This window comes from Cyanothece sp. BG0011 (assembly GCF_003013815.1).
Taxonomy (GTDB): domain Bacteria; phylum Cyanobacteriota; class Cyanobacteriia; order Cyanobacteriales; family Microcystaceae; genus Crocosphaera.
The window spans coordinates 24,871-40,346 of the sequence record NZ_PRLH01000189.1; the positions used below are offsets into that span (position 1 = coordinate 24,871).

The 15,476-nt window shown below is 39.9% G+C and carries 18 protein-coding genes and 1 tRNA gene; 12 read left to right on the forward strand and 7 right to left on the reverse strand.

Annotated elements, in window-relative coordinates; genetic code table 11:
* The first annotated feature begins 262 nt into the window (after positions 1-262).
* Entirely contained in the window at positions 263-922 is a 660-nt protein-coding gene (gene lipB / locus C4E06_RS24115) for a lipoyl(octanoyl) transferase LipB (RefSeq protein WP_107670913.1), read from the forward strand.
* A 51-nt stretch (positions 923-973) separates the two neighbouring features.
* Here the strand turns inward: lipB and C4E06_RS24120 are convergent, their stop codons facing one another.
* On the reverse strand, positions 974-1,954 hold the full coding sequence (locus tag C4E06_RS24120) for an alpha/beta hydrolase (RefSeq protein WP_107670914.1): 981 nt from the start codon (positions 1,952-1,954) through the stop codon (positions 974-976).
* Positions 1,947-2,684 (reverse strand): purine phosphorylase, encoded by a 738-nt coding sequence (locus tag C4E06_RS24125; RefSeq protein ID WP_107670915.1) that lies wholly within the window; start codon positions 2,682-2,684, stop codon positions 1,947-1,949. Before C4E06_RS24125 ends, C4E06_RS24120 begins: the two co-directional genes overlap by 8 nt.
* Before the next feature lie 230 nt (positions 2,685-2,914).
* Between C4E06_RS24125 and C4E06_RS24130 the strand changes: the two genes are divergently transcribed.
* The 6 genes from C4E06_RS24130 (at position 2,915) to C4E06_RS24155 (ending at position 9,122) form a co-directional block, all read left to right on the forward strand.
* Positions 2,915-3,973, forward strand: a complete 1,059-nt coding sequence (locus C4E06_RS24130; RefSeq protein ID WP_107670916.1) for an ABC transporter ATP-binding protein — start codon at positions 2,915-2,917, stop codon at positions 3,971-3,973.
* Between the two features lie 339 nt (positions 3,974-4,312).
* On the forward strand, positions 4,313-4,795 hold the full coding sequence (psbV, locus tag C4E06_RS24135) for a photosystem II cytochrome c-550 (RefSeq protein ID WP_370051355.1): 483 nt from the start codon (positions 4,313-4,315) through the stop codon (positions 4,793-4,795).
* 155 nt (positions 4,796-4,950) lie between these two features.
* On the forward strand, positions 4,951-5,643 hold the full coding sequence (locus C4E06_RS24140; protein WP_107670918.1) for a rhomboid family intramembrane serine protease: 693 nt from the start codon (positions 4,951-4,953) through the stop codon (positions 5,641-5,643).
* Between the two features lie 98 nt (positions 5,644-5,741).
* The gene (locus tag C4E06_RS24145) at positions 5,742-6,203 is read left to right on the forward strand and encodes a chemotaxis protein CheW (protein ID WP_107670919.1); all 462 of its coding nucleotides are present in this window, start codon (positions 5,742-5,744) and stop codon (positions 6,201-6,203) included.
* An 8-nt stretch (positions 6,204-6,211) separates the two neighbouring features.
* A complete protein-coding gene (locus C4E06_RS24150; protein ID WP_107670920.1) occupies positions 6,212-7,420 on the forward strand; it encodes a protein-glutamate O-methyltransferase CheR in 1,209 nt (402 codons plus the stop codon).
* 4 nt (positions 7,421-7,424) lie between these two features.
* A complete protein-coding gene (locus C4E06_RS24155; protein WP_107670921.1) occupies positions 7,425-9,122 on the forward strand; it encodes a methyl-accepting chemotaxis protein in 1,698 nt (565 codons plus the stop codon).
* Between the two features lie 138 nt (positions 9,123-9,260).
* On the opposite strand, the gene C4E06_RS24160 is transcribed toward C4E06_RS24155, so the two are convergent.
* Positions 9,261-9,599 (reverse strand): PilZ domain-containing protein, encoded by a 339-nt coding sequence (locus C4E06_RS24160; RefSeq protein ID WP_107670922.1) that lies wholly within the window; start codon positions 9,597-9,599, stop codon positions 9,261-9,263.
* Positions 9,600-9,777: 178 nt separating this feature from the next.
* On the opposite strand from C4E06_RS24160, the gene C4E06_RS24165 reads away from it, so the two are divergent.
* Positions 9,778-9,936, forward strand: a complete 159-nt coding sequence (locus tag C4E06_RS24165) for a YqaE/Pmp3 family membrane protein (protein WP_107670923.1) — start codon at positions 9,778-9,780, stop codon at positions 9,934-9,936.
* Between the two features lie 419 nt (positions 9,937-10,355).
* Positions 10,356-11,915, forward strand: coding sequence for a serine/threonine-protein kinase (locus tag C4E06_RS24170; protein ID WP_107670924.1), 1,560 nt, complete (start codon positions 10,356-10,358; stop codon positions 11,913-11,915).
* A gap of 27 nt (positions 11,916-11,942) precedes the next feature.
* Here C4E06_RS24170 and C4E06_RS24175 read toward each other — a convergent pair whose 3' ends face one another.
* The 4 genes from C4E06_RS24175 to C4E06_RS24190 form a co-directional block, all read right to left on the reverse strand.
* Positions 11,943-12,263: a hypothetical protein gene (locus tag C4E06_RS24175; protein ID WP_107670925.1), complete on the reverse strand. Its 321-nt coding sequence runs from the start codon at positions 12,261-12,263 to the stop codon at positions 11,943-11,945.
* A 151-nt stretch (positions 12,264-12,414) separates the two neighbouring features.
* Positions 12,415-12,981, reverse strand: coding sequence for a 5-formyltetrahydrofolate cyclo-ligase (locus C4E06_RS24180; protein WP_107670926.1), 567 nt, complete (start codon positions 12,979-12,981; stop codon positions 12,415-12,417).
* 95 nt (positions 12,982-13,076) lie between these two features.
* Positions 13,077-13,541, reverse strand: a complete 465-nt coding sequence (locus C4E06_RS24185) for a DNA phosphorothioation-associated protein 4 (RefSeq protein ID WP_107670927.1) — start codon at positions 13,539-13,541, stop codon at positions 13,077-13,079.
* Between the two features lie 208 nt (positions 13,542-13,749).
* Positions 13,750-13,857 carry a TIR domain-containing protein gene (locus tag C4E06_RS24190; RefSeq protein WP_107670928.1) on the reverse strand — a complete coding sequence of 36 codons (108 nt, stop codon included), beginning with the start codon at positions 13,855-13,857 and terminating at the stop codon, positions 13,750-13,752.
* A 126-nt stretch (positions 13,858-13,983) separates the two neighbouring features.
* Between C4E06_RS24190 and C4E06_RS24195 the strand changes: the two genes are divergently transcribed.
* The 3 genes from C4E06_RS24195 to C4E06_RS24205 form a co-directional block, all read left to right on the forward strand.
* Positions 13,984-14,508 (forward strand): GNAT family N-acetyltransferase, encoded by a 525-nt coding sequence (locus tag C4E06_RS24195; RefSeq protein ID WP_107670929.1) that lies wholly within the window; start codon positions 13,984-13,986, stop codon positions 14,506-14,508.
* A 34-nt stretch (positions 14,509-14,542) separates the two neighbouring features.
* Positions 14,543-14,616, forward strand: a tRNA-Pro gene (locus C4E06_RS24200).
* A gap of 91 nt (positions 14,617-14,707) precedes the next feature.
* On the forward strand, positions 14,708-15,476 hold a 769-nt coding region (locus C4E06_RS24205), incomplete at its 3' end, for a branched-chain amino acid ABC transporter permease (protein ID WP_107670930.1).

Here is a 15,476-nt window from a genome sequence, read left to right on the forward strand (position 1 = left end):
CCCTACTCAATTGATCATCTTGATGTGATCTGAGTCTCCAATCTTTACCCTACAGGATTCCTTACTTGTTGAGGGGAAGAATTGGTGAGAAAAACCTGTTTTGGGTGGCGTTTCTTTCAATCCTTGTCTCCGAGATAAACTCTGTATACTTTTAGACTAACACTTTGTATTGTTCTAAACATCGGTCTTTGTCTTCTTTTTATGTTCCTTTGCATCTCTTCATATTTCTTAAATATTTGCCCTGAAAACTTCGTTAATCGTTATGTCAACTTCCCCTTTAGTACAACCCCGACGGTGTATACTGCAAAATTTAGGTATGATACCTTATCAAAGGGCGTGGGAGATGCAGCGATCGCTGGTTAACCAACGCTTAGACAACCCTAGTTTAGACGACACCCTATTATTATTAGAACATCCCCCCGTGTACACCTTGGGAACCGGGGCCGATACCCAGTTTATGAAGTTTGATCCCCAACACAGTCTTATCCCTGTTTATCGCATCGAAAGGGGGGGAGAAGTCACCTATCATTGTCCGGGTCAATTAGTGGGTTATCCTATTCTTAATTTACGTTACTATCAGCAGGATTTACATTGGTATTTAAGACAACTTGAGACAGTTATTATTGAAGTTTTAAACAGTTATCAACTGCCAGGAAAAAGAATTCCAGGATTAACCGGGGTTTGGGTAGATAATTATAAAGTTGCAGCCATTGGCATTAAAGTAAAACGTTGGGTTACCATGCACGGATTTTCCATTAATGTGTGTCCTGATTTACAAGGATTTAATCATATTATTCCCTGTGGAATTAAAGATAAACCTGTGGGAAGTTTACAGCAATTTTTGCCTGGCATTACTTTAGAAGAAATACAAATAAAAGTGATAGAAATGTTTGCAAAAGTGTTTGATGTTGAATATAATTAAAGAAAAACTAACTTTAAACTAATATAATCTCCAAAATTATTGTCCACCTTCTCACTGATTGACTAAATCACGAATAACATTAATCATAACTTCTGGTTCATCTATCCAAACAAAATGACTACTATTATTAGCTAAAACTTGTCTAGAATTTGATGAAAGCTTTAGCAACTCTTCATGGATAATCTCTCTAACATTATTAGTGGTTTTTATAGGTAAGAAAAAACCAAAAAGTGACGGTTTAAAAAATGTTTTTGATTTAATACTAATTAGGGGAATATCTCCTAAGTTATCTGCTTTTCGTACTTGAGTTGCACTGATTTCTAAATTCCAAATTTCTCTAGCCATTGTTAACCAATGTTTAGGACGATAAAAAGAACGTTTAACCCTCATGCGAATCTCTATACTAAACTTTCTTAATTGAGGTTTGATTAATTCAAATATTCCTAAGTTTCCTAGAATTCTAATTACCCCTAATATTGAACCACAAATTGACATTAAAAAACCTGAGAAAAAAAACAATTTTAATAATTTAACAGACAAAGGTAAACTTAACATCCCTTTTTCGTGGAGTCCATCTGTTAAAATAATACTAGAAACTTTCTCAGGAAAATAATGAGCATATAGCCTAATATTGTAACTACCAAAAGAATCACCCATTAAAATATAAGGAGGTGAAATTCCTGCTTTTTCTAACAGTTGATCTAATTCTCTTACAATTTCTTGACTACAACGTTTTTTCGGACTAGAATCACTCCAACCATAACCCGGTCTATCATAGATAAAAACTTGAGTAATTTTGGCAATTTCATTGATTAAAAAATAACCTTCTATTCCTCCTAAACTGTGATCGATTACCACTGTATGACTACCCATTCCCTTAATATAACAATGAACTTTATAACCCCCCAAATCAATCAATTTTCCAGGAAGCAGTTGTTGCTTATTCTCCCAATAGGTCATCAACCAATGATAGATAGTTGTTAAAGATAAAAGTATCAGTTTATAATGGTCAAATATAAAGTTGTTATTCATGCTGACTTATTTGGTTAGCAACTTCCTTTAAGACTTTTAGACTTTGCAAAGAACTTCTAATTAAATGTATTGAATTTGACGGATTTTTTAACATTTGACGGGCTAATATTAAAGGTTGTAAGGTTCCATCTTCTCTAAATGCCTTTGTTAAGTCGGGTAAATCTTGCTGGCAATTATCACTAATGACCCGAATCATAGCCACAGGAATGCCTAATTTTTCACTCCAATGTAATAAGGCATAGCCTTCCATATCCACGACATCTGCTTGATATTTTTTACCTAATAAAAGCTTTTCTTGAGCAGAACAAATAACGCGATCGCTAGTTATTCCTGTGCCGATCAATGGGCTATTTCCTAACTGCTGAAATAGGCTCTTGGTCAGAAATTGGTCACACTGCCCCTTACTTTCCTGACTATCATCCATTAAACCACACTTTTTGTACAAAATCACATCCCCCACAGAATAATTTTGAGACAAACTTCCCCCTAACCCCATCAGTATCAATCCTTGCGGTCTCTTATTAAGAAACTCTGGAGTTTGTTGCCATTGTTCTAGGAAGTGACTTAAGGGTTTAATTCCAGCAGGAATCCTGAGAATTTTGAATTTTGATTGATTTTTACCCATTCCTTGACAAACGGTCTTATATTCCATCCCTTGAGGGACTAAAACAGTATTAACATCAGGGTTTTGGGGATTAGGGTTATAATGGGAGTGTGATCTAGATAACATTGATAATTCTTGCTAATCTTTCTTATTTGAAAATGCAGAAAAATGGGCTATAAAAGGAAAGGTACTTATTGAAAATTAATGCTAATTGAGCTTGTCACAAAAGATAGCTCAAGCATAGCTTAAACATAACGGTGATGGTTAACCCAGTCTGATAGCTATCGCTTCTCCCCGATGAAATCGATTATTTTTAGCTCAATTTGTCCTAATTTATTGTTTACTTTCTTCTTGCTATGGAAAACTCTATCATTCTCCAGGTTAATCAACTGGTTAAACAATTTTCTCCTCATCAAGTTCCAGCTGTCGATGACGTTAATTTTCAATTAGCCCAAGGAGAGATTTTAGGGTTGTTAGGTCCGTCTGGTTGTGGTAAAACAACCCTATTACGCATGGTTGCCGGGTTTGAACAACCGTCCCAGGGAACCATAGAACTCGCAGGCAAGATCATTGCTAGTCCGTCTCAGTTACTTCCCCCAGAACAACGCAATACGGGGATGGTCTTTCAAGATTATGCTTTGTTTCCCCATTTAAACATCGCTGATAATATTGCTTTTGGCTTAAATAAGAAACGATTAAGCAAAAAAGAGGTCAAACAGCGTATTGTCGAAGTCTTAACCCTAGTGGGACTAGAAGGCTTAGAAAAACGCTATCCTCATCAACTTTCAGGGGGACAACAACAACGGGTGGCCTTAGCCAGAGCATTAGCCCCTCAACCCGCCTTAATTTTACTCGATGAACCCCTCAGTAACCTCGATGTACAGGTTCGCATTAGACTGCGCCACGAAATTCGTCATATTCTCAAAGCCACAGGGATCACCGCTATTTTTGTTACCCACGACCAAGAAGAAGCCTTAGCCATTTGCGATAAAATTGGAGTCATGTCCTCTGGCAAAATTGAACAACTAGGGACTCCTGAAAGTATTTACACTCGTCCTGCATCTCGTTTTGTGGCTGAATTTGTCACCCAGGCGAACTTTATCCCTGCCAAACGACAAGGGAAACTCTGGACCACAGAAGTAGGACAATGGGAACTCTCTTCACCTCCTGAAACCGTCCCCGAAGGAGACTTAATGGTCAGACAAGAAGATATTCTTTTAAAACCCGATGAGACGGCCAAAGTCGTGATCAGCGATCGCCAATTTTTAGGGAGAGAATACCGTTACTGTTTACGAACCCCTTCTGGTGGACAAATTCACGCGAGAACAACGTTACAGACTCAGTTACCCATCGGGACCAAGGTTCAACTGGCCATCGCGTCTCAGTCGGCCCAAGTGTTCCCTGGGGTTTCGTAAAGGGAATGGGGAATGGGGAATAGGGAATGGGGAGAGGACACAAGCAAGGGACGAACTATTGCCACCCCCTCTAACTCCCCCTTGTGTGAGGGGGAAAACCCTTTCCCGTTGGCTGTTCACTCGGACGTAGGGAGTTGAGTTACCCCATTTATGAGAAATTTCCGTTAAGAATTATGAAGTTGGCGGAAGGGAGAAAATCGATTTTTGTCCCTGAAAAAATCCCCTATTCCCCATAGATAAGGGAAGTTTAAGGATCATGAATTATGGTATCGTTGATATTGCCGTAATGCGTGCAAAGATTAATATACCCACAAAATCATAATTTGCAGGAGAACAATGGTGAAACGATTTATGCTGATGGCCATCGCTGCTATCTTTTTCTTTTTACAATTTCCCATCCATAACGCCAGTGCCTTACAATTAAACGAGGAAACTCGAACCATTCCTTTAAATGAAGAAGGGGAAACAACAACCTTAAGCAGTGAACAGATCACCAATGGTCAAAGACTATTCATTCGTGAATGTACCCAATGTCACTTACAAGGGAAAACCAAGACCAATAATAATGTTAGTTTGGGATTAGAAGATTTAGCCTTAGCAGAACCTCCTCGTGATAATGTCTTAGGTTTGGTCGACTATTTGAAATATCCCACCAGTTACGATGGAGAAGACGACTATACCGAATTACACGTTAATGTGAGTCGTCCTGATATCTATCCAGAATTAAGAGACTTCACCGAAGACGATCTTTATGATGTGTCTGGTTATGTTTTAGTCGCCCCCAAATTAGATCCTTACTGGGGTGGATCAATTTACTTCTAAACTAAGTCATCGAGGCAATTGAGTTGACTTTCATAATTTTCTCTCTAGCTAGTCTAGGGAGATTTTTTTATCGATAGAAACTTCCACAAGCGAAATGTTAAGCTAAGTTGGAGTAAAAAAATGACTTCTGACTTCTAACTTCTAACTTCTACAATATGGTTCCTTTAAATGATAATAACCCCACCGAAAGAACAGCTTATGTTACTTATGGATTGATTATTATAAACATTTTAGTTTTCTTCAAAGAACTGAGTTTAAGTTCCGAGCAATTATCACAGTTTTTCCAATATTATGCCATTGTCCCCAAACAGTTAACCGCAGGATTTAGTGGAGTCGATTTTTATCATCCCATTCCCGAATGGATGACCTTAATTACCTCTCAATTTCTCCACGCTGGTTTTTTACATATTGCCGGAAATATGTTGTTTTTATGGATTTTTGGCAATAACGTCGAGGATAAATTAGGTCATGTCAAATACTTATTATTTTATCTAACTTGTGGGGTATTAGCCGGTTTAAGTCAATGGTATTTTGCCCCCTATTCTGAGATTCCTTCATTAGGGGCCAGTGGGGCGATCGCAGGGGTAATGGGAGCCTACATTTTACGCTTTCCTCAGGCCCAAGTGTTAACCTTAATTCCCTTAGGTATTTTTATCACCACCATTCGAGTGCCGGCGGTCTTCTTTTTAGGCTTTTGGTTTTTGCAGCAAGCGATTTATGGGTTTGCCAGTTTAAACGTTCAAGCCAATGTGGGGATGGAAGGGGGAGGTGTCGCTTATTGGGCCCATGCAGGAGGATTTGTGTTTGGCTTTATTTTAGGTCCACTATTAGGATTGTTTAAAAAATAACCATCAGATAGCCGATAATGAATAATAGGAAAGGATAGTGATCCCATCCTTAGACAAAACTGGTCTTGTTCTTTTGAAAATTGATCTAGGACGGTTCAATGCTTTTACTGCTATTTCATCTGGGTGATGAAAGATACGCCATTGACAGTACCAAAGTGGTAGAAATTATCCCACAAGTGCAACTCAGAAAGCTGTATCAAGCCCCTAAATATGTAGTGGGGGTGTTTAACTATCGGAGTAAAATCGTACCGGCCATCGATTTATGTTACTTAATTGGGGATTATCCCTGTCGTCATTGTCTGAGTACAAGGATTATCATAGTCAATTATCCTCTGCCTGACGGAACCACCCGCTACCTAGGCCTGATGGCAGAACGAGTAACTGATACCCTCTATAAATCAGAAAGGGAATGGATTCCCACAGAGGTGACGGCTGAGGTGGCTGCTTACTTGGGAGAAATGATTCCCGAAAAAGACGGTATGATTCAAAGACTACGGGTTGATAAGTTACTTTCGGATTCTCAACGAACCTGGTTGTTACCTGAAAATCGTTCCCAGTAACCTAAACCATGAACCAAGAATATCAAAGAATTGAACAGTTACTAGCCCAAAAAATTGGCCTAGGCCCAGACAAACTCGGTCAACGCCAGTTAATTAAAGCTGTAACAACCCGTCAAAAAGCCTGTGAGATCCCAAGAGTCTCTGATTACCTCAAACGACTACAATCCTCAGCCCAGGAATTTCAAGAATTGGTGGAGCAAATAGTCATTCCGGAAACTTGGTTTTTTCGCCATCGCGAGGCATTTTCCCTACTCCGTCACTTTGTGCAAACCGAATGGCTTCAATCCCATCCCAGAGAAACCCTGAGAATTCTTTGCGTTCCCTGTTCCACAGGAGAAGAACCCTATTCCGTTGCCATGACCTTACTGAATTCTCCCTTAAGTCCGCAACAGTTTACCGTTGAAGGGATGGATATCAGTCAAACCGCCCTAACCTTGGCCAAAAAAGGGAGTTACGGGAAAAATTCTTTTCGGTCTCACGATCGCCTAGACTATCAGCAATTTTTTGAAGTCAAACAAAATCGTTATCAAATTTGTCCCTCCATTCGCAATCAAGTTCAATTTTCCTGCAAAAATTTACTGTCTCCTTGGTCACCGAGTCATCCGCCCTATCATGTGATTTTTTGCCGTCATCTGTTGATTTATTTAGACGAAGACTCCCGCGATCGCGTTCTCAAAACCTTAGATCGTCTCCTCTGGGAGGGGGGCTTATTGTTTGTCGGGGCCGTCGAAACCACTCTCATTAAAGCCCCTCATTTTCGCTTCGTGTCTCACCCGTCGGCCTTTGCTTATCAAAAAGTTTCCCTGAGTCAACCTGATGTTCGGTTAAAACGAAAACCCTACCAGCGATCGCCACTCAAACCCAGGCCAGCCGCCTCTTTACCGCAACCGACCAAACAAGAAATCCAACTTTCTTCTTTACAAATGGCGCAACAATTGGCGAATCGGGGAAAATTAAAAGAAGCAGCCCAATGTTGTCAAACCCATCTCCGAGGTCATCCCATTGATGCTGAGGGTTATTTATTGTTAGGGGAAATTTCTCAAGCTCAAGGCAATCTAGAAGAGGCGCAACAATGTTTCCAAAAGGCCCTCTATCTTCGACCCAATTATCGCGAAGCCTTAGTTCATTTGGCATTACTACGAGAAAGTCAGGGGGATACACAAGGGGCTGCCATACTCAAACACCGCATTCAACGATTAGATAATCTTCAAGGTTGACATTATGAAGTTTTACAAGTCGATGACCATTGAATCCAAACTGTTAGGGCTATTGGTCTTTTCTGCTTTTATCATGGGCGTAGGAGCCATTGTGACTTGGATTGGAATGTCTAAGTTATACGCTGAAGTTAGGCAAATGGCTGAACAGGATCTTTCTTTAATTCAAGATTTAATTTCTATCCAAGAAAACCAACTGGCACAAGTTCTTGATTTTGAAAAAGCTTATATTGCTGGTATCAATAGCACTGATAATGCAGCCAATCAAGCTAAGTTTAATCAATCTCGCACGAGCTTCCTCGATAATCAAAGTCGCGTCAGTCTTGCTATTGAAGAGGCACAAAGTTTATTACAGAAGCAAATCAATACCGTTAGCAGTGACTCCGATCAAGAAGATTTTCAAGCCATTGCCCAAAACTTGAATGATTATCAACAAACTTATATTTTCTACAATAACCAAGCAGAACAAGTGTTTGGTTTAATTAATAATGGAGACATCCCTGCCGCCAGAAATGCGGTGGTGAAGGTGCAACCGTTACAAGAAGAACTTAAAGAAGATAATACCCAACTGCTGCAACAAGTGGTAGGTTTATCCCAAGCTGCCGCCCATGTTGCTAAACAACATCAACAAAATACTGTCAATATTGTTTCTTTTACTTTCATTATTAGTATTATTACTATTTTAAGCCTAGGATACTGGATTACTCGCACCATCACTCGTTCTTTAGGTCAAGCGGTTCAACTGGCAGAAGAGGTGTCTAATGGCAATCTCACCGGAGAAGTAGAAGTGATTTCCGACGATGAAATCGGACAATTATTAGAAGCGTTAAAAATCATGATTTATAATCTCAATTCTTTGATTTCTAAAGTCCAACAATCAGGGATCGCCATTACCAGTTCCACCACACAAATGGCCGCCTCTCGCAAACAATTAGAAGCTACTTTAACCGAACAAATTGCCTCAACTAATGAAGTCACCACCACGGCACAAGAAATTGCTAATACTTCAGAAGAATTGGTCAATACCATGGAACAAATCACCGAACTTTCTCAAAGTACCGCTATGGCTGCTAATCAAGGTCAAGATGATTTAGGCAGAATGGAAACCACCATGCGTCAATTGGCCGAAGCGACCACCTCCATTGCCTCTAAATTAGGGGTCATGAGTGAAAAAGCTCATAATATTAATAGTGTGGTTTTAACCATCACCAAAGTGGCGGATCAAACTAATTTGTTATCCTTAAACGCAGCCATCGAAGCCGAAAAAGCAGGAGAATATGGTGCCGGTTTTGCCGTGGTTGCTAGGGAAATTCGTCGTTTAGCTGACCAAACGGCGGTGGCAACTTTAGAAATTGAACAGATGGTTAAAGAGATGCAATCGGCTGTTTCAACAGGGGTGATGGAAATGGATAAATTTAATAAAGAAGTAAGTAGTAGTGTCCAAGATGTGGGCAATATTAGTCATCAAATTGCTCAAGTTATTGAACAAGTACAAAGTATTACCCCTCGCTTTGAATTAGTGAGTAAAAGTATGGAAGAACAATCTCGCAGCGCGCAACATATTCGTGAAGCAATGGAACAGTTGAGCGAAGGATCAGAACAAACCGCTTATTCTTTACATGATACCCATCTTGTCTTAGAAAAATTGAACGATGCCGCCCAAGGATTACAATCAGAAATTTCCGTATTTAAAGTGAAAGATTAACTCAAAAACTCTAAGGGATAAAACACCATTTCCCATTCCCTACCCCCCACACCCCCCACACCCCCCACACCCCCCTTTATAAGGGGGGCAGGGGGGGTTAGGGGCAGGGGGGGTAGGGGGTGTAGGGAATAATGACAATTAATCAGATTTAATTAAATACTTAATCCCCACTCTGGTGATACACTTGTCTAATTTTTTCAACCAAATAATTTGACATAAAATAGTCTCAATTTTTTTGATTTTTAAACTACATAATTGACCCACATATAACCCTTCCTCACCAATAATAATCAGGCCACAACCACTAAAAGAATCATCAATAATCATTCCTTTTAAAGATTGCTTAATTTCCTGACCATCAATCAGGAGTTCAATAGAAGACCCTTGACTATTATCATAACGTTGGTGTTTCCGTTGATTGCACACAGAAAATAAGGTTTGATTTGAGTTTTTTTGAGTCGGTAATGAATAAGACATAATTAATACTATTATTAGGAATAATCCAATTATCGATAATGGTTTTTAAGGTGGCAATTAGGAAAATCACTGATGATTTGTTATTTGGATTACAATTTATCCCAATTGAACGATTCCTATCTTGACAAGTTCCCTTGCTTCATGAATAATTACTGATGTATATATACCTAAAAAAAATATGGATGCCGTTCGCATTATCTGTGCCATCATTCTTCCTCCTCTGGGCGTTTTCCTGCAAGTGGGTATCGGGCCGCAGTTTTGGATCAATATTTTGTTAACATTATTAGGTTATATTCCTGGTATTGTTCACGCAGTATGGGTGATTGCTAAAAAATAGTTGCGTCTGGAAACTAAAATAATAATCACATGGTTACGGGCAAGTTTATCCTGTGAACTTGTTACTTAATATTGAAAAAACTAGCATCTTCAACCCAGTTAAACATGAGTCAATGAATCAAGAGGACTCTGTGTTAGGAAACTTCTCGCCTTTTTAACTTTGATGATGTAAGTTCTAGGTGTTCAATTTTCTGACTGGTACAAGATAGGAAAAGAAATGCCAACAACCGCTTAAAATCCTCTTGATGATACTTTTATATCAATTCTGAACCAGAAGACAACAACACAGCATACTGTAGGCCTTAGTCCCCCTACGAAAATGTCTGGTTGAGATGAAGAGAATTGATATTAAGTCAATTTATAAAAAAGATTAGCTAGAATAAAGCTTGATTGTCTGACTAGGACAATAGGGGGGGTACCGTGTCATCACTACTCAATTATCGTTATCAAGTCCTTGAAAGTTTGGCAAAAGGGGGATTTGGAGAGACCTTTCTCGCCATTGATACTCATATGCCCTCAGAAAGAAAATGTGTGATTAAACAACTTAAACCAGCCGTTCAGTCCCCTGTGATTCCTAATTGGTTAAAGGAAAGATTTGCTAAAGAAGCAGCCATATTAGAAGAATTAGGAGAAAAAAATCCTCAAATTCCCACCTTATACGCCTATTTTTCAGAGGGTGGCGATTTTTATTTAGTACAAGAATGGATCGAAGGAGACACCTTAACCCAAATTCATCAACGACAAGGTAATTTATCCTCAGATCAAGTCAAAGAGATATTAATAGGCATTTTGCCCGTCCTTGACTATATCCATAGCTGTCGCATTATTCACCGTGATATTAAACCCGATAACATTATTATTCGGAGTCAGGATAAAAAGCCTGTTTTGATCGATTTTGGCATTGTTAAAGAAACCGTGGCTACCATGGTTCATGGGAACGGCAATACGCCCTATTCTGTGGGACTGGGAACCCCTGGTTATATGGCCTCCGAACAAGCTGCCGGTCGTCCCATTATTTCCAGTGACTTGTACAGTTTGGGACTGACGGCCGTCTTTTTACTCACCGGTAAAACCCCCCAATATTTAGCCACAGACCCCGATACAGGGGAAATCTTGTGGCGAAAAGAAGCCCCAGACATTCAGGAGAGTTTAGGTAAAGTGATCGATCGCGCGGTTCGTTTTCACCCCCGCGATCGCTTTTCGACGGCTAAAGAAATGTTAAAAGCCTTACAAGTTTCTCAAACCATGGCCACGGCCGCCACCATAGCGGTGGGAAACAACCCTCCCCCTTTATCCACGGAAACCAGAACACCCCCTACCCCTAACCCCTCAGAAACAGAACCAGAAGGCGACACCCCCTGGGCCCTGTTGGCCCTAGGTTCATTTTTAGCAGCCAGTGCCATCATTGGCGGGTTGATGTTAGGGATCATGTTAGGAACCAAAGAGCGATCGCAACCCACCTCCTCTCCCTCGGTTTCCCCTGAGTCGCCCCCCAGTCCTCAACCCGAGTTTTCTCAACCCCAACCGAGATCCCCTCGACCGATTCGCCGTCCTCAGCGATCGCAACCTTCTCCCACCCCAGAGGCTCAACCCTCTCCTTCTCCCACCGTAGAACCCTCTCCTACTCCAACCCCAGACCTCTCTCCTACTCTAACCCCAGACCCCTCTCCTACTCCAACTCCAGTCCCTTCTGCCACCCCCAAAGCTCAACCGTCTCCTTCTCCCACTCCCATTCCAGAACCCACGAAAGTGGTTCCCATTCCCGTTGAACCCCCGCCGGCGGCATCGGACTCCAACGAAACCTCCAACAACAATAATTCAGAACCCCCCTTAGTGATCCCTCAGATTCCCCCTAAACCGGTCGGGGAGAAACCCCCGAAAGAAGAGGAAAATAAATCTAACATTCAAAAATATTTTGAGTCTGAGCGAGAGCAAAATAAATCTAATCTCCAACCCTATTTTGACTCTGACAGACCATAAGATATCTTGGACTAATTATTAATTATTTCAAATTTCTTCAACTTCTAATTTAGCAGAGGTAACCGCAGCAAAAGCAAATGCAAAAACAATGGGCATGGGATTTTTTAATAAATAGCTCAAAGCCACCGAAATAATTGAAATTAAAATGGCTGACATTAACCACGTTTTTTCTTCAGCACAAAAGCCTTTTGTTGCCTTAATTAACCGTAATACTTCAGAGGGAATGGGTTCTGGCATCACTGCACCCGGAGGAAACGCCCAATAGTGATTGTAACGCTCTCTAAATAAATCTGTCCATCCATTGGCTTCACACCATTCTTGTACCCATTCATCTCTAAAATGTTTCATAATTTCTTTAACTACCTCAATTCAATATGAGTTCTTGTATAAATTAATCTATTTTTTACAAATTAATCTATAGTTTAGCAATAGTTATCATTTATATTAGCAAAACTATTCTGGGTTATTCAGCAACTTAATAAATCTTAATTTAGAAACATTAAGTACATATGCTTATTATTTTATTTTCTGTACAAATTGCTTGTAATTTTTGGTCCCAAGGTTCACAAGGAAGGTGAGGTAATAAGGCAAATTCAAAGATAATGCCCACTGTCGGAATAGAAGACCATTGTGGAGAATTTAATAAGCGATCGTAGAACCCTCCTCCATAGCCTAACCGATATCCATTATAATCACAAGCCACAGCAGGAACCAGTATTAAATCAACTGTGTCGGGGGTTAAAATTGGAGCCTCGGCAGAAGGTTCTAAAATACCATATTTTCCAGGAATTAAAGGATCTTGAGGTTGCCAAGAATGCCAGCTCAAAGACTTTTTAACACAGCGCGGAAATCCCCAATTATGCTCAGTTGAAAATAGGGAAGTTAAATCAGGTTCTTGACGAATAGAAAGGTAAGCAAGAATGGTTTTTGATTGTTGAAATAAAGGATATTTTTCTAGGGTTTCACAGATGTTTTTACTCTTATTTATCCAATCTAATTTTGATAAATTTTTTCTTTCTTCAGTCAGTCTTTTTCTGAGTTGTTTTTTAGTTTCTTTTGAATTCATAAAATATAGCAATTTTCATACTTTTAAAGTACCAAGTTTTCTAGTTTTGGGAGTCACCGAGTCAGGAGTGGAATTTCAATGAGCATGATTTTTAATTATAGAAATCGACTTAGATCAAATTCATCTTCTGTGGTATTACTGGGGAATCTTTCCAAATTTAATAATAATAATAAATGCTCTGAATAATCAACAATTCCTTTTAATTCTTCTTGTAATTGTGCTAGTCCCCCATTGGCATATTCTTCAAAAATTTGGACTCTTTGGTTTTCTGCTTCTGTATCATAAAGAGCGAGAATATGAGGAGCATTGGTTTCGGCGATCGCTAATAATTTTATCACAGTATCATAACCCCTAGAAACAAAGATATCTAAACTAATAGGTGCCGGTTCTTTTGAGATAATATTAAGAGGAATGCGCTTGTTATGTTTTGCTCCTAATGTGGCAGCAAAGGCGATGACATCTGCATAGGTTTGAAAAGGTCCACCTCCACCACCAAAATCGACTAAGGACTTAACTAAGTCTGCTTTATCTTTACTGATTCTAATACGATTAATTGCCATTTTTTTCTTTTAGTTAGATGAATTTATTTTTATCTAAAGATATTCGTCCTTTTTGAGTAATAATCAAATCATTTCCCCTACTGCATAAAATACCTTCTTTCATCAATTGATTTACATAATTATCTAATTCGTCTACTGAGGATAGGTTAGAATAATCATTCTCAGAAATTTTGGGAGGTTTAAGCGCAATAAATGCTTCTCGAATTCGCTATTCAAAGATTACATTATCCCGTACAGATTGATATTGTTGATCTCGAATGTGAGAAATATCATCAGGAGTAAAAAAAATAATGATAGGATAAAGATAGTATATCATGGCTAAATATTCACTTAAATCACCTGTTTCTCACTCTCCATACCTAATAACCAATATTAAACACCCCTCTTTGCTCATTTTTGTGAGAGAATACTTAACTAAATAGGGGTTGTCTCTTTCAATCTAATGGTTTTTTGGAAACGCTTGTTTAATAATACAGATACATCAAACACTGATCAGAAATCCCAGTTTAAAGGGGAACCGGTCAACTTAAAAGGCCAAACTGACAGCCAAACGCGCATTTTTTTCACGAGAGAACGAGACATCGATCTCTACGAACTCGAAGAATTATGCGATGCGGTAGGATGGGCCCGTCGTCCTCTGAGGAAAGTTAAACGCGCACTGACCTACAGTTTTATGGTAGTGTCAGCCTGGGAAGTCAAAGGAAACCGTAAGCGGTTAATTGGGTTTGCTCGCGCCACTTCCGATCACGCCTTTAATGCCACAATATGGGATGTGGTCATCCATCCGAGGTTCCAAAGTAAAGGACTGGGAAAAGGGATGATGAAGTATATGATTCGTCAATTAAGAAGCGAAGATATTAGTAATATTACCCTCTTTGCTGACCCCCAAGTGGTGGACTTTTACCGTCGTTTGGGGTTTGTCCTGGACCCAGAAGGCATTAAAGGGATGTTTTGGTATCCTGATTAGGGACAGTTTAGGTTATAATGGGAAAGCAACGTTACGGGATGTAGCGCAGCTTGGTAGCGCGCCTGCTTTGGGAGCAGGATGTCGTAGGTTCAAATCCTGCCATCCCGATCAACTTATTTAGTCCGATAAGTTTGTCGGCAAACTTCCCCAAGATGGTGTATCTTCATTGAGAACAGGTAGGATACAACAAATTTAGGGAATGGAAACCTCAGAACTAATTTTAAGGACAGCACAAAATTTCTTTGATGGCGTGGCCATTGGCAGTGTCATTGCTCTGGCTGCGGTAGGGTTAACCCTAACCTATGGGATTTTACGGCTTTCTAACTTCGCTCACGGGGATTTTATGACCTTAGGGGCCTATTTAACCTGGTTAGTGAACACCCAAGGGTTAAATTTAGGATTATCGGTGATCGTGGGTGCCATAGGAACCGTGGCGGCCATGTTAATCTCAGAATTTTTATTATGGAGACCTATGCGCGATCGCAGAGCCACCTCCACCACTCTCATTATTATCTCCATTGGCTTAGCCTTGTTTTTACGGAACGGCATTTTAATGATTTGGGGAGCCAATAATCAACGGTATGATATTCCTTTGGTTCAAGCTCAACAACTGTTTGGCTTACAATTAGCCACTGATAAAATTTGGGCGATTATTCTCTCCATTATAGCGATCGCCATTTTACATCTAGTGTTACAAAACACAAAAATTGGTAAAGCCATGCGAGCCGTAGCTGATAATATTGACTTAGCTAGGGTTTCAGGAATTAACGTTGAACAAGTGGTTCTCTGGACTTGGGTCATTACCGCTATTTTAACCACCCTAGGGGGTGTGATGTTGGGGTTAATTACCAGTACCGTCAGACCCAATATGGGATGGTTTTTAATTTTGCCGATGTTTGCCTCTGTGATTTTAGGGGGTATTGGCAATCCTTACGGTGCGATCGCTGGAAGTTTAGTGATTGGGGTGG